This window comes from Paenibacillus pseudetheri, from assembly GCF_924513355.1.
Lineage (GTDB): Bacteria > Bacillota > Bacilli > Paenibacillales > Paenibacillaceae > Paenibacillus_AQ > Paenibacillus_AQ pseudetheri.
The window spans coordinates 34,519-54,003 of sequence record NZ_CAKMAB010000044.1; the positions used below are offsets into that span (position 1 = coordinate 34,519).

The window sequence follows — 19,485 nt, forward strand, 5'->3', positions numbered from 1 at the left end:
GCTTTGATGAAGTACACATGGAATCCAACAATAGATATTCAGTCTAGGGAGGATACATACCTATTTATAAACCCGGAACATGGAACCTGGTTAAAGTCAAAAACTAAGACTAAGCTTCTGCTTGAAGATATGATCAGTGGAAGGAACAGAAATGATATCTCGGAGCATACCAAATATTCTATACTCCAGCGATTCATTGAGTCAGGAATGATCATTAGAGATGGACAAGTTATGAGTACACGAAGCAAAAAGGATATAAAATCAGTGTATCTAGTTGTTACAAAAACATGTAATTTATCTTGTGATTTCTGCTCAATGGGCTCAACTCCAGCCAAATATGACCAGCTTAGCACCGAGGAAGTTAAGACGGCTATCGATAGACTTAAAGATTATTACATCGGCAGAATTGTTATTACAGGGGGAGAGCCCTTTTCTAGACGGGATATCCTTGAGCTAGTGGATTATATTCATGAAAAACTCTCCTGTAAAATAGTAATTTGCACAAATGGATTATTGCTTAACGCTGAAAAAATACAACAGCTTAGTGGCAAAGTATCCCGAATTGATATGAGTGCAGAGAATATATTTTCCAGTGTTAACAAATACGATGTTCATAAACTCTCCAATTTAATACAGAACCTCCGGCAGCATAATATTAGTCTGTGCCTTTCTTACGTCCTTACAAAACAAAACCAAACCCATGTCTTTGCGTTTCTTGATTTCATCGAACTAACAAATACCATATTTTCATTAAAAATAGTAGGTCCCATTGGAAATGCAAGAGCGCATAAACATTTGTTTTTCTCCAGCGATTCCCTTACAGAAGCTTACAGTGTGATATTCAGATACATCTATAGGATGGGCTATCAAAGCGAGCCTTTCAAACGATTTCTAATTCAGAATCTTGTACCTTCTTACGGTTGTTCTGCAAGAAACAAAATGCTGAGTATTCATGTAGATAAAAATGTATATTCTTGTCATTCTCTAACTACACCCGAATTCTCAGTAGGGAATATTATGGAGGATACTATTGACAGGATTCTTAAACAAAGTTCTAGTAAGGCTGATTCCCTATTCTATAAACAGTCTTTTGAGATAGATCAAAGAACGGTCTGTGCTGATTGTAATGTTAGATATTTTTGTCAAGGATCATGCTATGCAGAAATGTACAACAACGAAAGAAGAAAGGGCATACTACCTCCTGAATGTGGAATCAAAAAAGCAGTGCTTATTTTTAATATTTGGCACTATGATCATAAGCAATCTTTTCTGGATAATCTAAAAGTGTTCATTGACCTCCTTGAGTCTACCAAAAAACAAAAAAACGAGGTAATGCGATGAATATACTAGTAAATAGTTATTGTAACTTATCTTGTGGGTACTGTTTCGCCAAAAGCATGTTAAAAGATGACTCTATTCCTCAGAACATGTCAGTGGAAGATTTTGAATACTGCTTAAATTTTCTGAAAGATTCAAAGTTAAGCCAACTTCGTATCCTCGGGGGAGAGCCAACTGTAAGCAGCAAATTTCATGAATACTGCGATATTGCAATGACCAGAGATCATATCAAAAGAGTTTTACTTTTTTCAAATGGAATAATACCTGAGCACTCTATGGAATCAATTATAAAGATGAGATCAAAGAAAGCTATTGATATCCTTATCAACGCTAACCCCCCCGAGTTTCTACTGAGCAAATATAGTAAACTGGAACAAAGTATTCAAGTGTTACTTGAAAATAAAATTGAGGTTGTACTTGGCGTGAATCTTTCAGGCGAAAATTTTGATTATAGTTACATTCTGGATTTGTTAAAAAAGTATAAGCTTAAAACGGTGAGATGGGCTATTGTAGCCCCTACTAAAACTGATTTAGACATGTTTGAACCGCTCCAATATTATAAAAAGCAAATCCCAAACGCTTTACGATTTCTAAAAGAGTGTTATGAACTAGATGTTAAACTTGTCTCTGACTGTAATGTAATTCCTCTATGTGTGTACGACGATGCTCAGCTAAGAGAAATATCAATTTACAATCCATTTTTCTTAAACTGGAAAAGGTGTGTGCCAGTGATTGACGTTATGCCTAATTTATCTGTTATCAGATGTTTTGGAACAAGCGCTATCATGAATACATACTTAAAAAACTTCCATAATCGAAATGAACTCATTAAATACTTTACGGAGAATATTGATAATAAACTTAATGATGTCTTATTTTCCGATGAATGTAAGGATTGCATTTTACACAAAAAAAATCAATGTAGTGGAGGATGCCTACAATTTCAACTTCACAAAAAGCAAAGTTCATTATTAAGTATATAAACTAATTCACTGTCTTAAATTTGAGCTGCATGGTCTAGTTAAACTCTATGCAGCTCGTTTTGCTTTTACATTTCAAATCAGAGCCTTTTTGATATAAACGCCCCCATTTATCCCTTTACGAGCAATTCCTCCACCTTTTTGTATATAATTAGTTATAAAGTTAAACCTTCGTGAAAGGAGGTCCTTGACCTTATGATAAATCCCTCTGTTGCTTTTCATGTAGCGCCTATGGAGACCAGTCACGCGGAAGAGATTTGTAACTGGGATTACACTGCTCCTTATAATATTTACGGCTGGATGCCGTGGGAGCAAATGCAGGCTCTTGGAATCGAGTTCGGTGACCCTCAGCTACGAAATGAGCAATATGTCTCCATATTAAATGGGCAAGGGACTTTGTGTGGATTCGCGCAGTTGTTTCCAATGGAAGGTGTTGTTCGCTTGGGAATTGGCATGCACCCTGATCTATGCGGTCAAGGTCTAGGAAAAATATTCGTGGATACAATCGTGCAAGCAGCCTTAATTCGTTATCCTGAGCATGAGATTGATCTAGAGGTAATGACCTGGAACCAGCGGGCGATCCGGACTTACCAAAAGTGTGGATTTACAATTACCGATACGTATGAGCGCCTAACCCCCACAGGAAACAAACCTTTTTATTGCATGGTCTATGACAAATAATATTAAATTCCATATTTTTAATGATTTGATGGCATTGTCGTTCATTTTTTTGTCACAAACCCTATGATAACGCTTCACCTTGAGCTATAATGTAGGGAGCAGCTTACATAGAAGGGACGAACTGGGATGCAGAAATGGATCATGAGCGGTTTGTTTTTTGCCGCCTGTGCCTTTGCGGTAGTACTTATGTTTACACTTCCAGGTAAAGAAGAGGTAGCTGAACAGAATAAGCCGACGATGCCGGAAGTCCAATTGGATGCGGCAAAGGCGGAAGCAACCGTGAAAGCCAGCTGTATCACATGTCACGGTGATCAGCTTCAAGGTGGAGTTGGACCCAGCCTTCAAAATGAAGGCGGTCAGCATGATGCTGAAGAAATCTACAGTATTGTCACTAAAGGACGCGGTCAAATGCCTTCCTTTAAAGAAAAGCTAGCCCCTGAGGAGATTGCAAACGTCGCCCTTTGGCTCTCAGAGAAAAAGTAACTACCTAAGCAACTAAAAACGCCCGTGCCAGAAGATAGTTAGTTCACTATCTGCGCACGGGCGTTTATTTATGAGTTTGGGTGACACTAACGATTTTTCTCAAAGGCTTCATTAAATTCATGTACCTCTCGAATATCTAGAGCTGTAATACCGTCTTCCTCATTTGATTTCAGTCGTAAAGTCACTGTCTTATAATCAATCGTAATATGTGGATGGTGATCAAAGGCTTCTGAAATGGTGGCAACTTCATCAACGAAAGCAATACCCTTCATATATTGGCTGAACATATATTTTCGCACCATGGTATTCTCTTCCAGCTTCCAACCTTCCAGCTTGCTGATCTGCTCACGCAGTTCTTCTTCCGTAAATAACAATTCGTTTCCTCCCTTACTAAAAATTGCAGTAAAATCCGCAGGTCCGTTTACTCGTCTTATTCGTTAAACAAAACATCCCTTAGCTTCTGAGGTCCAAGGGATGTGCCAGGATAAAGGCAATATTTTCGATTAAATGTATTCAAGAATCCCAGCGATTATAACTCGGCTATACCAATTTTAACACGGGCTACTAACTACGGGCAAATTACGCCCCGCCGCCCCCTCTTCTTAAATCAAAACAACAGAGGCTAAATCCTCTTCTCCGACTAAAATATTAATGCGGTGCGTGTCCTTATCATAGATGATAACGCCGCTCCCCACCTCAATCATAGGTTCATTACCTAGCGCGAAGAAGAGATCCTCAGCCAGCGCCTCCCATACCTCCAGCTTGGATTCCTGCGGCAATTCTTTCCACTCTTCCGGATCCATTTCAAAAAATAAGTACCCATCGGAAATTCGTCCAACAGCCTCGGTTAAATCCGTCAGGATTTCACCGTAATCTCTACCATGCTTTACACCCACATGTATCACTCCGTTTTCTCCACAGATGAATAATTACTTACCTTATCCATTATAGCCGAAAAAATGACTTCACAAAAAACGGAATGATGTCGATAAATAAGAATATACGTTATTCGGTTTCGCACAGAGTGCCTTGCCGCTGTTTCAAGGATGATATACGCGGCTTTGTCGGAACACATCTTATAATCTCATGGACGAGGTGCATAATGGAAATTTCAACAATAATCGGTATAGTTTTTGGCTTAATTGCTGTAATCGGGGGTATGATCCTCAAGCACGCTCCTCTTCACGCTCTGAACACACCTGCTGCCTACGTTATTATCTTAGTGGGTACGGCGGCTTCCATCTTCATGGCCTTTCCATTCTCGGAGGTCAAGAAGATTCCAAGTCTATTTAAAATGATTTTTGTCAAACAGAAATTAATCAGTAAATCCGAGTTAATTAAAATGTTTATGGAATGGGCTTCTATTACACGGCGTGAAGGTCTGCTGGCCCTTGAGTCTAAAGTCGATGAAATAGAAGATAACTTTCTCCGAAATGGCATGCGGATGATTATTGATGGAAATGATCAGGACTTTGTCCGCGATGTTCTCATGGAGGACATCCACGCCACAGAGGATAGACATAAAGCAGGCGCACTCATTTTCTCACAAGCAGGTATGTATGCTCCTACACTTGGCGTGCTCGGGGCTGTTATCGGACTTATCGCCGCTCTGGCTGATATGAGTGATATGAACAAATTGGCTGCAGCAATCGGGGCTGCCTTTATCGCAACACTACTTGGTATCTTTACAGGTTACGTATTATGGCATCCTATTGCCAATAAGCTAAAACGACTTTCCAAACGTGAAATTGAAGTTAGAATGATGATGGTCGAAGGTCTATTGTCCATACAATCCGGTGTATCCACTATTGCCATCAATCAGAAGCTTGCTGTCTTCCTGACACCTTCGGAACGAGCTAAGTTAAATGATGAGAAGGAGGGTGGATCGGGTGAGCAAAAAGACTAGACGACACGAGGAGCATGAAGAACACGCCGATGAATCGTGGCTACTGCCTTATTCTGATCTTATGACCCTTCTGGTAGCATTGTTCATCGTAATGTATTCTATGAGTGCAACGGATGCTAAAAAATTCGAAGAGATGAGTCAAGCCTTCAGTTCCGCTCTTAATGGCGGCACAGGTATTCTTGAAGAGCGGGCGGCAATGCCATCTAAGACTCAAGAGGATTTAGGGAAAAATGATCAAATGGATAAATCAGTAGCCAAGAAAAACGAACAAACAGAAATGGCTAAGCTGCGGCAAAAGGAACAAGAGGATTTAGAGAAGCTTAAAAAGCAGTTTGATCAATATATCAGCAAGAACGGTCTAACCGATCTTCTCAGCACTAAGCTCAATCAGTCTCAGCTTATGATTACGATAAGCGATAACGCGCTGTTCGCTTCCGGACAGGCTGTAGTTAAAGATGATTCTCGTCAATTAGCAAAGTCCATCTCAACCATGCTGCAGCAATTCCCGGATTATGATGTAGTCGTGCAAGGACATACCGACAATATCCCTATCTCTAATAGCAATTACTCTTCCAACTGGGACCTGAGCGCGGATCGTGCCCTTCAGTTTATGAAGATCTTGCTAACGAATACGAATCTGAATCCACGGAAATTTAGTGCGATTGGTTATGGGGAGTACCACCCCATTTCTGAAAATACTACAGTTGTTGGAAGAAGTAAGAACCGCCGGGTTGAAGTATCAATTATTCGTAAATATCAAGAAACCAAAGAGTTCTCAGGTATCGCTCCTTCCGATGACTGATAGTTATCCTATTACAAGCATAAAGAGCTGTCCCAAGGTCTTAGACCGATGGAACAGCTCTTTTTTGATACCATTGTATTCAAAGTTATAGAAGTTGGTAGTTCAGTGTAGCTCCAAGTTCTTGCTTCTCTTCAGCAGACAACTCACGCCATTCTCCTGTTTGTAATGCCCCTAGACGAATATTCATAATCCGAATACGTTGCAGCTTTCTAACCTCGTAGCCAAAAGCGCTGCACATACGGCGGATCTGACGATTCTTACCCTCCGTCAAAATAATACGGAATACACGCTCTGTAATACGAGTGACCTCACAAGGTAGCGTCTTCTCACCTAATATCTTTACGCCGCTGGACATGCCGGTAATAAATGATGGCGTAATCGGCCTATCTACAGTAACAACATACTCTTTTTCATGCCGACCTTCGGCCCGTAAAATCTTGTTAACGATGTCTCCATCGTTGGTAAGCAGAATCAATCCTTCTGAATCCTTATCGAGCCGCCCAATCGGGAAGATTCGCTCATGGTGACCTACAAAATCAACAATATTGCCCTTTATATGCTGCTCTGTAGTTGATGTAATACCCACTGGCTTGTTTAACGCAATGTAAACCGTCTGGCTTGATGTTTCAAGCGCTACACCATCTATTCTCACATCATCGCCCGGAACGGCCTGACTGCCAAGCACAGCAGGTTGTCCGTTGATCGTAACTCTACCACCTTCCACGAGCTTATCTGCTTCACGGCGTGAACAGTAACCTGTCTCACTGATGAATTTATTAATTCTCACGTTGTCCTTCACTCCGTTCATCCTTAATATTAAGCCAAGGGGTAACCGTACCAGCTGCAGGCAGCTTGATCATAACGGTTGTCCCTTGACCCACTTCACTTTGTATTTCTAAATGACCCTTATGAGCCTGAATAATACGTTGGCTAATCATTAGCCCTAAGCCTGTTCCCGATTCCTTATTGGTGAAGAAGGGCTCACCTAGCTTAGGCAGCATATCCTTAGGAATTCCTTCGCCTTGATCTGAAATAAGAATGAGCACAGAATCCAGGGTATTGCTTAACTCCATTGAAATCACACCACCATCAGGCATAGCTTCAATAGCATTTTTGACGATATTAATAAACACCTGCTTTAGCTGGTTCACTTCACAATGTACGGTGGATGGATATTCAGAGAATGTCGCACTAAACTGAATCCCAAACAAATGAGCTTGACTGTCTAATAGAGAAACCACATCACGAAGGATAGTCCGCACATCTTTTTCCTGGAAATGAACAGCTTGGGGCTTGGCCAAAATCAAAAATTCACTTACGATCAGATTAATCCGCTCGAGCTCGGACAACATCAGTTCAATATGGAGGGGGACCAAGATCTGCTTTTCTTGTTGAAGCTGCAGAAATCCTTTTAGCGTCGTAAGAGGATTACGAATCTCATGGGCTACTCCCGCGGCTAATTGGCCTACTGTAGTCAGCTTCTCAGAGCGTCTAAGCAGTTCTTCCATTCGGTTACGTTCCGTCATATCACGTGAAACGTGAATAAACCAATGTGGATCGCCCTCTTCGTCCCGAATCAGCGAGGTACTAACACTAACTTCAATAATTGTGCCATCTCGCTTAAGTCTTATTGTTTCGATTGGTGGCAGAATTGCTCCATTTTTTAATGCGTTAAGCCGCTCCTCCTCCTGCTTGAGTGCTGGTGCAGGGATAAGATACGGCATTTTGCCTATCACCTCAGAAGCACCCCATCCATACAGTTCTTCAAAGGCTCTGTTAGTGCTAGTGATTCTTCCATCCATATCCATCGTATGAATAGCGTCAGAAGTGCCGTTAATCACAGATTCCAAATGCTCCTTAACCGCTCGGTTCTCTTCCAGTGTCTGTTTGAGTCGATTGGTGCGCTGCATGAGGTGAGCCGTCATAGCGTTGATTCGTAGTGCCAATTGCCCTAACTCATCCCGGCTGGTTACCTTAAGTGGTGGCTCGAATTTCCCTTTGGCTACATCGTTCACTTTGGCAAGTATCGCCTGAATCGGACGAGTAACAAATCCAGATAGTATGTAACTACATAACAAGAATAATGTAAGCAATAACAGTGACGTTGTCAGATTTTTAATTAATTGTTCATGAACCACAGATGAAATCACGGAGTAATCCAATACGACTCCAATCACATAAGTTTTCAGCCCAGGAGATTGAATAGGGATGTAGCTTTTGAGAACTCTTTCCCCATGTACTTTCATCTCCAGTGTAACCGGCTTCTGCTTCTCTTGAGCTAATAGAATCGCCGCTCTATCCCGCTCCACATTACCATAAGTATAGGTACCATACTTAATGGGGCGGTTACCAAGATTCTTATTCAATGTGTCACTTCCGTCAGCCTTCATACTTGCTGAACCAAATGTCACTGGGTTAAATCCTGTAAGTTCCAAGATCCCTGGATTAGCCTCTTTAGTCTGCGCCGCGATTTGATCGGGATTGGTAATTTTGACATAGTCGCTAGCTGCAGTATTGAGAATAACTGGATTTATGATGTAGTTGCTCTGTTCATCATGGTAATATCCCCACTTCTCAATGAAATCGAGATTGTAGGTTGAATAATCAAATGGGCCTGACCAAAAATGGTCCAGGGCCTGTCCCTGGTCCACGGATACCTCCTGATTATCGAACAACTCCAAAAAGGCCAGATACCAGTACCCCCAGTCCTTTGTGGACACCCCAATATCACTAGGCACCGAAGACCTTGCTATTACAATATCGTTATCAGTCTTTACCAGAATTGAAATATTAGACACGCCCACCTTGGAAGTTAGGGCCTTAAGTTCTTCATTCGTCACATTCTTATAGTCGGGGTCCAGCTCCTCGGAGGCAAAGATAGCCGCCATCCTTAAATTATGTGCAATTTGATATTCTACATAGTTAGAGCTATAGTTACTTTGTTCTACAGAAACGGCCATTTGCATAGCAGTTAGTTGCATATTATTAATGCTTTCATTCCGTAGATTGCTTTGGGCGGCATAAAGGTTAAATGTCAGGTTCAGTGCTAAAATTAGCAACACCGCCCCAAAAATAATAGCAGATAGTTTTGTCTTTATGGACAAACTGTTTGTTCACCTCTTATCCACTGGTAAATCCTTACGGAGCCTACAATTAACATCATACCTTTTGCCCTCACATTTGAAAAGACATTTCAATGAAGCATTCCCATTCAAGAAATATTGAAATTCAAAAGGTCTTTCTCTACAATATACAAGTATAAATGCCTTCGGCGTGCTAATAAGGACGGGAAGCGTTTAAGCGCGAAATATAAGGATAAAGTATAGTGTGAAACTTATACTTTCATATATTTCAAGAAACCATCCACAACTTATGCACATATAAACATTTTATTATAAAACGATGTGTACAAAAATGTGTATAAGTAGGCGGTTATCCACAGAGTTATGCACATTTTGTTAAGAACGAATATTTGTTCGTTGTACAATGGATATAAAGGAAGGGAAGATGATCTTGAATATTAGAGCAGGTGAATCGCTAAATGATATGGGAGCGGTTCATGAACATTGGATGAGGCAGGCAATCGCAGAAGCACGTAAAGCTGAGGCATTAGGTGAGGTTCCTATTGGAGCTGTCATTGTTCGACATGGTGAAATTATAGGACGCGGATACAATTTGCGAGAAACGACAATGGATTCGACAGCCCATGCAGAGATGGTAGCCATTCGTGAGGCCAGTAATGTCATGAATTCTTGGCGTCTGCTGGATTGCCAGCTGTACGTCACCCTAGAACCTTGTCCGATGTGTGCAGGAGCAATAGTGCAGTCCAGAGTGCCTCTCACGGTATATGGAACGCCTGACCCTAAAGCTGGATGTGCCGGGACCCTCATGAACTTACTTGAAGAGCCGCGATTTAATCATCGCACCGAAGTGATTCAGGGGATTTTACAAGAAGAATGTGCAGACCTACTGACCTCATTCTTTCGTCGTTTACGTCAAAAACCATCGAAAGAAGAATAAGGAGAGACCTGAAATGACCCTTACTTTATATCATACCTCACATGGTATCTATATTTCTCCACTTGAGCTTAAGGATGCACAGAGCCTGCTGGACCTTCGTTTAAATAACCGGGTAACCCACGAACCGTTTGAGCCAAAACGTGATGCGCACTTCTTTACCCTGGAGATTCAACAACAGATCATCAATCAGCGTATTGAGGACGCCCTACAGGACAGAGCTTATATGTTCGGCATTTATCTGCTGGATGGACAACTAATCGGTCAGATCACATTGTCTAATGTCTCACGAGGTGTAGCTCAGTATGCTGATTTAGGCTATTTAATGGATCATCGGATGCAGGCAAAAGGTTACATGACCGCTGCGGTCGGATTAGTTCTAGGCTACGCTTTTCGAGCCTTAGGCCTTCATAGGGTTCAAGCAGCCATCTTATTGCATAATGAGGCTTCCCGGAGGGTGCTGGAGAAGAGCGGATTCAAACCTGAAGGTATCGCCCGCCAGTATCTCAAAATAAACGGCCAGTGGCAGGATCATCAGACCTACGCAATATTAGCTGAAGATATGCTAACGGAGGAACAGAAATAGAATTCTGCATTGTCGCAGGAGTGAGCACTACTTTTTTTCCTAAAAAAAGACCCGCATGGGCGTATAATATACGCATCATGCGGGTCTTTATCTTGCGAACTGGGATTAATAAGTTCCCAAACCACCGAATTCTTCTCCAAGTTGATCCATTGTAATTACATCATCACCTTGAGGGATACCAATCTTGAATACCGGCTTCTCGTTGATCTTGCTGTATTGGCCCGTTCCATTTACTGAGAAGGCCACATTTGTGCCATCTTCCGGATTATTTACTTTAATATCCATCAATAAATCCTGATACACAGCGTATCCGTCCTTATTGATTGCAGTATTATAGTGGAACTGGTTGATGGTAAGGTACTTATCAAGATCTGCTAAGCCTTTATCCAATTCAGTTCTAGCTTCACCTGATGTAAGTTCTTCTTTAGCCTTAGCTAGATCTGCATCTTTAATCTGCAGCATATCCTTGTATTCTTCCTTGCTTACGATATCAATAATTTTAGGCAGGGCGTTATTCACCAAGATAGTGATTGCTTCTTTAACATTATCGTTAGTCACTTGGAACTGAACGACTTGTTTAGCTTCAACACCTTCTGGTAAATTTGCTTCCTTTGGACTAAGCTCTTTGAAATACTTTCCTTCGTCATATTCCGCTAATACAGTGTCCATCACTTCATTAGAGAACTTTTGCATTTTCTGCGTATCCAGAGAGCTTGGATTAAACTCAGCACCCTCTTGCTCTGCCAACGCCTTCAGATCCACCTCTACAAACTTGTTAACGATTGTCTCTGGAATCGGGAAGAACGGAATCGATGGAATCTTAACATACAACTTCTCAGTGGTCATCACCATAGGGACATTGAAGCTCATGCTCATATCGCCCTTGAGATTCAGAACCATAGTTAGCTCTGTCTGCATTGGATCAGCCTGATAAACCCCGTCGACGGTAATATCAGCATTCTTAAGCATGCTGAGTACCTGTGTGGTCATTGCAGCTGATTCAGCATCAGCAGTCTCGATGGTTAGATCATTGATCGAGAATTTACTCTTCATCTCATATGAAGACATCGTAGTCGCTTTTGAAGCAGCTGATTTTAAGGCCTCTTTTGGCGCCTCCTGTTTACTTGCACATCCTGGCAGAATTACTGCTGCTGTAAGCAACAGTGCCGCGGCCGATAAACCCCATTTTTTGTTCATTATTTTTCTCCTCTCCCATGTAAAAAAAAATCTCCCCCTCTTATCATAAACTATTTGTAAAAATCAAGAAACACTTCTTTATAATTATTATTGTTTTTATTTGTTAACCTTGCGGATTATGATGGTCTACATGATTAGCCTGCTTCACCTTTTTAGAGCCAGAAAGTGGCTCTGGTGCAGAAGAATTATGCTCCTTTCTACGCTCGCCATCGTTGGGCTGTGCCCCGGGAACTGGAATACTTTTTGGCTTTGACATTGTTCATTCCTCCTAAGGATTAGTCATGTTCTGTAGAGCCTGAGCACATTCATGAATTTGTCGTGTATACTGCTGTGCCAATTGCTGTACTGCATCACTATGCTCGTCAATATGAATTCCACTCTGCTCCACATCAAGCAGATCAACAGCGACCTCCCTGCTATCTACATACCTGCAACGAAAATCAAGTGAGTAACCTTGACGCCCAGCAGCATTGAAATGAATAAGCAGACTATTCGGATCACCTTCGTCCGCTAGTACATTGAAACTGTCCCCATCGTCCATTAACGCAGGCAGACGTTCTTGCCAAGCCGTGACAAGATTATGCTGATCTACTTCCAATTGTCTGTCCATAATTATGATCATCCTCCTTCTCTAATACATTGCGGAGAAATCAATCTTTTTATTCTTAATGGAACTAGGTTCATCAAACAATAACTAAAACTGTTCTAAATTCAAGCACAACAAAAAAACCGCCTCCAAAGGAGACGGTTTCTATCTGCTTATTTCTTAAAGTTCATAAAGGAATGGCGGAGAGGATGGGATTCGAACCCATGTGGGCTTGCACCCTAACGGTTTTCAAGACCGCCCCGTTATGACCGCTTCGGTACCTCTCCAAATGCATATAAATTTCACATGCATTAGTAATTGTACCATATGGTGCGGAGAAAAAGCAACTATTTTCTTAAATAGTTTTAGGTTGGATCGATTTTACATTGCGCATATACGGTTGTAGACATTCCGGAATCAGAACACTACCATCCTCTTGCTGATAATTCTCAAGAATTGCTGCAACAGTACGTCCAACAGCCAAAGCAGATCCGTTCAGTGTATGAACAAATTCAGGTTTGGATTTCGGATCTTTACGGAAACGAATATTTGCCCGACGCGCTTGGAAGTCCTCCGTGTTCGAGCAAGAAGAGATTTCACGGTACATTCCACTCTCAGGCAGCCACACTTCCAAATCGTACGTCTTAGCCGATGTAAAGCCCATATCAGCTGTACATAGCCCAAGTACGCGATAAGGCAATCCAAGAAGCTGCAGCACACGCTCAGCATCTGATGTCATTTTTTCTAACTCCTCATAAGAGGATTCAGGTGTAGTAAGCTTCACCAGCTCCACCTTGTTGAACTGATGCTGACGAATCAAACCACGAGTATCACGGCCCGCTGAGCCCGCCTCAGAACGGAAACACGAGCTGTATGCTACATGGTACTTAGGTAAGTCTGCTGCTGTCAAAATCTCTTCGCGATAGTAGTTCGTTACAGGTACTTCCGCTGTAGGAATCAAATAGTATTCAGTATCACGCAGCTTAAACAGATCTTCCTCAAACTTAGGAAGTTGTCCTGTTCCGTACAAGCTGTCCTTATTCACAATGTAAGGTGGCAGCATTTCTTCATAATTATGTTCACCACTGTGGAGATCCATCATAAAGTTAATTAGCGCCCGCTCTAGACGTGCTCCCAATCCTTTATAGAAAACAAACCGAGATCCCGTAACCTTAGCTGCAGCTTCAAAATCAATAATATCGAGCTGCTGTGCAAGCTCCCAGTGTGATTTTGGAGTAAATCCAAATTCTTTGGGCTCCGACCAGCGACGTAATTCAACATTATCATCCTCGGACTTCCCTACTGGAACTGAATCATGAGGAATATTCGGAATACTCATAGTAAGGTCAGCAATCTGAACTTCCAGTTCACGTACTTCGTCATCGAGCTCTTTAATTCGGTCAGATACCGTACGCATTTCTGCAATTAAGTCATCTGCTGGCTCACCATTCTTTTTCTTCTTCGCCACATCACCCGATACCGTATTGCGACGGTTCTTAAGACCCTCTGTTTCTTGCAGTAATTCACGTCTGCGTAGATCAAGTTGTGGAAAATCAGCAATCAAATCCAGCGATTTACCCCGTTTTTCTAAGGCTTGTTCAACTCGAGCGTAATCACTGCGTAATACTTTTACGTCTAACACAAAGTTTCCCTCCTGAAAACAGCCTAAACTCTTTCAAATTGCTGCTTACAGCTTTGAAAGAGTCAGGATGTTCTTATATGCGATTCTGTTGTTGCACTTGCTTAGTAGCCTCTACCATATCAGCAAAATATTGATGCAGTCTGAAATCATCGGTCAATTCTGGATGAAAAGAAGAAACCAGTAGGCTACCCTCACGCGCAGTTACAATCTCATCATTATAGACTGTAAGCACATCTACTCCTGGACCTACCTCGTTGATAAGCGGTGCACGTATAAAAACAGCACGCACTGGCTCATCAATTCCTTTTACCTCCAGATCACATTCAAAGCTTTCCCGTTGACGACCGAATGCATTCCGAGCCACCGTAATATCCATTAGCTCCAAATGCCCTGGTTCGTCGCCAGCAATTCGTTTGGCCAGAACAATCATACCCGCGCATGTTCCAAAAATCGGCTTGCCCTGATTGGAGAAATCACGTATAGCTTCGATGAAGCCGTATTTTCTCATCAGCTTACCAATCGTTGTACTCTCACCACCGGGGATAATGAGTCCATCAACCTCCTCAAGCTGCTCTACTCGCTTGATAGGTACGCCCTCTGCTCCGGTCTTCTCTATACTAACAATATGCTCCGTAACAGCGCCTTGAAGCGCCAGTACTCCTATCTTCATCCGGGCAACCTTCTCTCTATTAACGGCCACGCTCCGACATACGTTCAGCCGGGGTTAGAGTTGCAATATCAATCCCCTTCATTGGTGCACCAAGGTTCTTGGATACTTCTGCAATCAGTTTGTAATCAGTATAGTGTGTAGTAGCTTCAACAATCGCACGCGCAAATTTCTCAGGGTTGTCCGATTTAAAAATACCTGAGCCTACGAATACACCATCCGCACCCAGATGCATCATCAGGGCAGCATCGGCAGGAGTTGCTACACCGCCAGCAGCGAAGTTTACAACCGGTAGTTTACCTAGCTCATGTACTTCAAGCAGTAGCTCATAAGGAACTCCCAGGTTCTTAGCTTCATTATAAAGCTCATCCTTGGACAAATTGGTTACTTTGCGGATTTGACTGTTGATAAAGCGCATATGACGCACTGCTTCAACAATATTGCCTGTTCCTGGTTCACCTTTCGTACGGATCATGGATGCACCTTCGTTAATACGTCTCAAAGCTTCACCCAAGTCTTTAGCTCCACATACGAACGGAACAGTGAACTCACGTTTATTAATATGGAAGACTTCATCAGCAGGAGTAAGAACTTCACTCTCATCCAAATAGTCAACACCCAAGGATTCCAGGACCTTTGCTTCTACGTAATGGCCAATACGAGCCTTAGCCATAACAGGGATACTTACCACTTTGATAACCTCTTCTACAATTGTAGGATCGGCCATCCGTGCTACACCGCCAGCCGCGCGAATGTCAGAAGGTACGCGTTCCAAAGCCATAACAGCTACTGCACCAGCAGCCTCAGCAATTTTTGCTTGTTCTGCATTCATGACGTCCATAATGACGCCGCCTTTTTGCATTTCTGCCATGCCTCTTTTAACTCGCGATGTTCCAGTTTCCATGTCCTAGCCCCCCCGAATGATCTATCTTAATCTAACTTGTAATATTACCCCAATGAAGGGAAATATACAATCCACTTACTCGGATTTAACGCAATTTTCGATACTAAATTCATTAGAACAAGTTCTTGATCCCTGTAAATAAATCGCCGAAGAAATCTCCAATGGCTCTAAGGAATAAACTGAACCAACCGGCTTTCTCCGCTTCTTCAGCAGTAATCAGATTAACTGTCTTCTGCTGAACATCAGACATGCCTTCAACTTGGTAGGAATAAGTAACCTTACCCACTTTAGCAGATTGTTCTATAGGAGCAACTAAGGTTGCTGGATCATTTATTTCAACGGTTGTTTTAATTTGAGGGGAGGTTGTTCCCTTAGGGACGATAAACGAAACAGCTTCATCCGTAACTACAGACACCTTTTTATTTTTCCCTTTAAGAACTGGTACAGTTTCGTTGCCGGCTATCACTGCTTTAGGGGCTACGACCTGTTTGATTTCAAAATTATTAAATCCGTAATCGAGTACTTTCTTCGTCTCAGTAAATCGGTGCGGCTCTGTATTAGCCCCCATTACTACACTTATCAGACGCATGCCATCACGTACAGCTGTACCTGCAAAACAATATTTTGCTCTAGCGGTATGGCCTGTTTTCAGACCATCCAATCCCTCATAAGCATAAGCCTTAAAATTCTGTATATTCTTATTCGATTCCAACATCCAGTTAAAGTTAATCATTGGAGCAGTATCGCGTTCACGGAACTTATAAGACTGAACCGTTGTAAATCTATTAAAATCAGGATGATCAGTAACGATATATTTGGCAAGAATAGCAGCATCCATCGCTGACATTACGTTTTCTTTTTTATCAGTTGAGCGGTACTTCTTAGGCATGTCAGCTTTGTCTAATCCAGTAGAATTAACAAAATAGGCAGTTTTCATCCCCATCTTCTGGGCAGTCTGATTCATTAGCTCTACGAATTCCAATTCTGATCCAGAAACTAGTTCTGCCAAAGCTACTGTAGCATCATTTGCAGATCCGACAGCCATTGCTATGTACAGCTCTTCAACCGTATGCTCGTCTTTTTCCGCTAGAAAAATACGTGAGCCAACCTGTTTAGACGCATTTTCCCCTACTATGACTTTTTGATCCCATGAAATCTGTCCTGTCTTCACCGCTTCTGCTACAAGATACTCTGTCATCATCTTAGTCATACTAGCTGGAGGCAAAGCCTCATCTGCATTCATAGATAGAAGAATTTCACCTGTTGTTGGTTCTATTAGAACCGCTGATTTCAAGTTTAGACCCAGTGATTCCACAGAAGGGATCTTTACCGCTTTCTGAGTGGTTTGAGCTGCAGTACCAGCTTGTATTGTCGTTGTCGTACCTTCCTCAGCGAATGCCGGAAGTGGAGTGGAAACTAACATATTTAAAAGTAGACCTACTGTGGCTGTCTTAATCATAAATTGCTTACCGTTAAACTTCTGCTTGTGCTTCAATGATTACTACTCTCCTTTAAACCTCATATCAATAGCTTGTTCTATTCTAACACAGGGGTACACGCAAAAAAAGACAGACAGGACGAAATAGTCCTGTCTGTCCAAAAAATAGTCTTTCTAGTCCATTACACGGAGTAGTTTGGCGCTTCTTTCGTAATCTGCACATCATGTGGATGGCTTTCGCGAAGTCCAGCACTTGTGATGCGAATGAAAGAAGTGTCATTCCGAAGTTCTTCGAGCGACTTGGTACCACAGTAGCCCATACCCGAACGCAGTCCGCCAATCAATTGATGAACGGTATCCGAAAGAGGCCCTTTAAAAGCGATACGACCCTCAATTCCTTCAGGAACAAGCTTCTTATCGTCATCCTGGAAATAACGATCCTTACTACCTTGTTTCATGGCACTCATACTACCCATACCACGATATACTTTAAATTTACGGCCTTGATAAAGCTCCGATTCTCCTGGGCTTTCTTCTGTACCCGCAAACATACTTCCCATCATTACTGCATGAGCACCAGCGGCAATAGCCTTAGTAATTTCACCGGAGTACTTGATTCCACCGTCAGCGATGATAGGAACACCGTACTCACGAGCAACCGTTGCACAATCATAAATGGCTGTAACCTGCGGAACACCGATACCAGCGATAACTCGTGTTGTACAGATAGATCCTGGTCCAATACCTACTTTAACTACAGAAGCTCCAGCTTCAATAAGTTCACGGGTTGCTTCACCTGTAGCCACGTTACCGGCAACAATCGTAAGATCAGGATACAACTCACGAATTTGGCGAACGGCTTCAATAATATTAATGTGGTGACCATGTGCAGAATCGACGACGATCAAATCGACACCTGATTTCACTAACGCTGCAGTACGTTCGAATGTATCTTTAGAGATACCAACAGCTGCTCCGACTAGTAAGCGACCATGTGCATCTTTCGCTCCGTTAGGGAACTGAATAGCCTTCTCGATATCTTTAATTGTGATTAGGCCCTTAAGAACGTTATTCTCGTCCACCAGCGGTAATTTCTCAATCTTATGACGTTGTAAGATGCCTTCTGCTTCTTGAAGTGTCGTACCTACAGCAGCAGTCACGAGATTCTCATGTGTCATAACTTCTTTAATTGGAATATTAAAGTCATGAATAAAACGTAAATCTCTATTAGTTAGAATACCGACCAGTTTGTTGTCACTGTCTACAATCGGTACTCCGGAAATACGATATTTACCCATCAGCAGTTCAGCATCGGATACCAGATGTTCTGCTGAAAGAGAGAATGGGTTAGTAATAACTCCGCTCTCGGAACGCTTTACACGATCCACTTCTTCCGCTTGCTGCTCTACAGGCATATTCTTGTGAATGATCCCGATACCACCCTCACGAGCAATAGCAATGGCCATAGCCGCTTCTGTGACTGTGTCCATACCTGCACTCATAAGCGGGATGTTCAACTTCACATTCTTACTTAGAACTGTAGTCAAATCTACTTCCTTCGGCAGTACCTCAGATTTACGCGGAACCAACAGCACATCATCAAAAGTCAGACCTTCTTTACCAAACTTATCTTTCCACACCTGGGTCATTCCTCCTCGGTTGTTTTTAAATTATACCCGCCTACAAACTTTACAAGCTAAAACGCCTTTGCCGTCCTTTTAAGGATGGTAAGCATTTATGCGAGAATTATAAGGATAAAGTATAGCGTGAAACTTATACCTTCTTATAATTTAAAAGAAGAACCTTCGACTTTAAGTCCATTCACGACAGACAACTCTGTACATCTGGAAGTAGAACAAGTTCATATCTTCAATTTAGGTTTGAGATGCTTATCCAAAAATATATTATTGCCATCTTAGCAAAGGGCATTTGGACTGTCAAGAACATTACATCATCAGAGTAGGTATTCAAAAAACGACTCCCACGTAAGCGAATTCTTGGACTATTGTCCACACAGAGTGGACATTTGGTGGTGAAATTATACAATCCACCATACCCATCACCAATGCTTACACCTATCTCTAATGTAGTATCTCAAAATAAACCCTAATGAATTCTTAAATAATACAACAAAAAAACCACTGTCGATTACTCAACAGTGGTCTTGCGTGCTTGGCAACGTCCTACTCTCCCAGGACCCTTCGGTCCAAGTACCATCGGCGCTGGAGGGCTTAACGGTCGTGTTCGGGATGGGTACG

General features: G+C 42.1%; 20 protein-coding genes, 1 tRNA gene and 1 rRNA gene. 8 read left to right on the forward strand and 14 right to left on the reverse strand.

What is annotated here, in order from left to right:
- The first annotated feature begins 6 nt into the window (after positions 1-6).
- From L1028_RS26375 to L1028_RS26390, 4 genes are all read left to right on the forward strand, one after another.
- Positions 7-1,341 (forward strand): radical SAM/SPASM domain-containing protein, encoded by a 1,335-nt coding sequence (locus L1028_RS26375; RefSeq protein ID WP_234540956.1) that lies wholly within the window; start codon positions 7-9, stop codon positions 1,339-1,341.
- A complete protein-coding gene (locus tag L1028_RS26380) occupies positions 1,338-2,321 on the forward strand; it encodes a radical SAM protein (RefSeq protein ID WP_279306921.1) in 984 nt (327 codons plus the stop codon). Before L1028_RS26375 ends, L1028_RS26380 begins: the two co-directional genes overlap by 4 nt.
- A gap of 192 nt (positions 2,322-2,513) precedes the next feature.
- Positions 2,514-2,999, forward strand: coding sequence for a GNAT family N-acetyltransferase (locus L1028_RS26385; protein WP_234540944.1), 486 nt, complete (start codon positions 2,514-2,516; stop codon positions 2,997-2,999).
- Positions 3,000-3,125: 126 nt separating this feature from the next.
- The gene (locus tag L1028_RS26390; RefSeq protein ID WP_042183950.1) at positions 3,126-3,482 is read left to right on the forward strand and encodes a c-type cytochrome; all 357 of its coding nucleotides are present in this window, start codon (positions 3,126-3,128) and stop codon (positions 3,480-3,482) included.
- A gap of 86 nt (positions 3,483-3,568) precedes the next feature.
- Here the strand turns inward: L1028_RS26390 and L1028_RS26395 are convergent, their stop codons facing one another.
- Together L1028_RS26395 and L1028_RS26400 are read right to left on the reverse strand one after the other, a co-directional pair.
- Positions 3,569-3,856 carry a 4a-hydroxytetrahydrobiopterin dehydratase gene (locus L1028_RS26395; protein ID WP_234540945.1) on the reverse strand — a complete coding sequence of 96 codons (288 nt, stop codon included), beginning with the start codon at positions 3,854-3,856 and terminating at the stop codon, positions 3,569-3,571.
- A 228-nt stretch (positions 3,857-4,084) separates the two neighbouring features.
- A complete protein-coding gene (locus L1028_RS26400; protein WP_234540959.1) occupies positions 4,085-4,378 on the reverse strand; it encodes a hypothetical protein in 294 nt (97 codons plus the stop codon).
- 206 nt (positions 4,379-4,584) lie between these two features.
- Between L1028_RS26400 and motA the strand changes: the two genes are divergently transcribed.
- A complete protein-coding gene (gene motA / locus L1028_RS26405; protein WP_234540946.1) occupies positions 4,585-5,388 on the forward strand; it encodes a flagellar motor stator protein MotA in 804 nt (267 codons plus the stop codon).
- Positions 5,372-6,190 carry a flagellar motor protein MotB gene (locus L1028_RS26410; RefSeq protein ID WP_234540947.1) on the forward strand — a complete coding sequence of 273 codons (819 nt, stop codon included), beginning with the start codon at positions 5,372-5,374 and terminating at the stop codon, positions 6,188-6,190. Before motA ends, L1028_RS26410 begins: the two co-directional genes overlap by 17 nt.
- An 85-nt stretch (positions 6,191-6,275) precedes the next feature.
- On the opposite strand, the gene rluF is transcribed toward L1028_RS26410, so the two are convergent.
- Complete coding sequence (gene rluF, locus L1028_RS26415) at positions 6,276-6,977, reverse strand: 23S rRNA pseudouridine(2604) synthase RluF (protein ID WP_094873285.1); 702 nt, start codon at positions 6,975-6,977, stop codon at positions 6,276-6,278.
- A complete protein-coding gene (locus tag L1028_RS26420) occupies positions 6,967-9,294 on the reverse strand; it encodes a sensor histidine kinase (RefSeq protein ID WP_234540948.1) in 2,328 nt (775 codons plus the stop codon). Before L1028_RS26420 ends, rluF begins: the two co-directional genes overlap by 11 nt.
- A 442-nt stretch (positions 9,295-9,736) precedes the next feature.
- On the opposite strand from L1028_RS26420, the gene tadA reads away from it, so the two are divergent.
- On the forward strand, positions 9,737-10,210 hold the full coding sequence (gene tadA / locus L1028_RS26425) for a tRNA adenosine(34) deaminase TadA (protein WP_234540961.1): 474 nt from the start codon (positions 9,737-9,739) through the stop codon (positions 10,208-10,210).
- A gap of 13 nt (positions 10,211-10,223) precedes the next feature.
- A complete protein-coding gene (locus tag L1028_RS26430; protein WP_234540949.1) occupies positions 10,224-10,793 on the forward strand; it encodes a GNAT family N-acetyltransferase in 570 nt (189 codons plus the stop codon).
- 105 nt (positions 10,794-10,898) lie between these two features.
- On the opposite strand, the gene L1028_RS26435 is transcribed toward L1028_RS26430, so the two are convergent.
- The 10 genes from L1028_RS26435 to rrf all read right to left on the reverse strand — a co-directional run.
- Entirely contained in the window at positions 10,899-11,990 is a 1,092-nt protein-coding gene (locus L1028_RS26435) for a hypothetical protein (RefSeq protein WP_234540950.1), read from the reverse strand.
- A gap of 103 nt (positions 11,991-12,093) precedes the next feature.
- Positions 12,094-12,246, reverse strand: coding sequence for a small acid-soluble spore protein P (locus tag L1028_RS26440; protein ID WP_060623882.1), 153 nt, complete (start codon positions 12,244-12,246; stop codon positions 12,094-12,096).
- A gap of 12 nt (positions 12,247-12,258) precedes the next feature.
- On the reverse strand, positions 12,259-12,600 hold the full coding sequence (locus L1028_RS26445) for a hypothetical protein (RefSeq protein WP_234540951.1): 342 nt from the start codon (positions 12,598-12,600) through the stop codon (positions 12,259-12,261).
- Between the two features lie 174 nt (positions 12,601-12,774).
- Positions 12,775-12,863 (reverse strand) — tRNA-Ser (locus L1028_RS26450).
- A gap of 68 nt (positions 12,864-12,931) precedes the next feature.
- Positions 12,932-14,218 carry a serine--tRNA ligase gene (gene serS / locus L1028_RS26455; protein WP_234540952.1) on the reverse strand — a complete coding sequence of 429 codons (1,287 nt, stop codon included), beginning with the start codon at positions 14,216-14,218 and terminating at the stop codon, positions 12,932-12,934.
- 73 nt (positions 14,219-14,291) lie between these two features.
- Positions 14,292-14,888, reverse strand: coding sequence for a pyridoxal 5'-phosphate synthase glutaminase subunit PdxT (pdxT, locus tag L1028_RS26460; RefSeq protein ID WP_234540953.1), 597 nt, complete (start codon positions 14,886-14,888; stop codon positions 14,292-14,294).
- A 19-nt stretch (positions 14,889-14,907) separates the two neighbouring features.
- Positions 14,908-15,789 carry a pyridoxal 5'-phosphate synthase lyase subunit PdxS gene (gene pdxS / locus L1028_RS26465; protein WP_042123186.1) on the reverse strand — a complete coding sequence of 294 codons (882 nt, stop codon included), beginning with the start codon at positions 15,787-15,789 and terminating at the stop codon, positions 14,908-14,910.
- Between the two features lie 112 nt (positions 15,790-15,901).
- The gene (locus L1028_RS26470) at positions 15,902-17,248 is read right to left on the reverse strand and encodes a D-alanyl-D-alanine carboxypeptidase family protein (RefSeq protein ID WP_234540962.1); all 1,347 of its coding nucleotides are present in this window, start codon (positions 17,246-17,248) and stop codon (positions 15,902-15,904) included.
- Positions 17,249-17,409: 161 nt separating this feature from the next.
- On the reverse strand, positions 17,410-18,867 hold the full coding sequence (guaB, locus tag L1028_RS26475) for an IMP dehydrogenase (RefSeq protein ID WP_234540954.1): 1,458 nt from the start codon (positions 18,865-18,867) through the stop codon (positions 17,410-17,412).
- A gap of 530 nt (positions 18,868-19,397) precedes the next feature.
- Positions 19,398-19,485: ribosomal RNA gene (rrf, locus tag L1028_RS26480) — 5S ribosomal RNA — on the reverse strand; the annotation flags it as partial.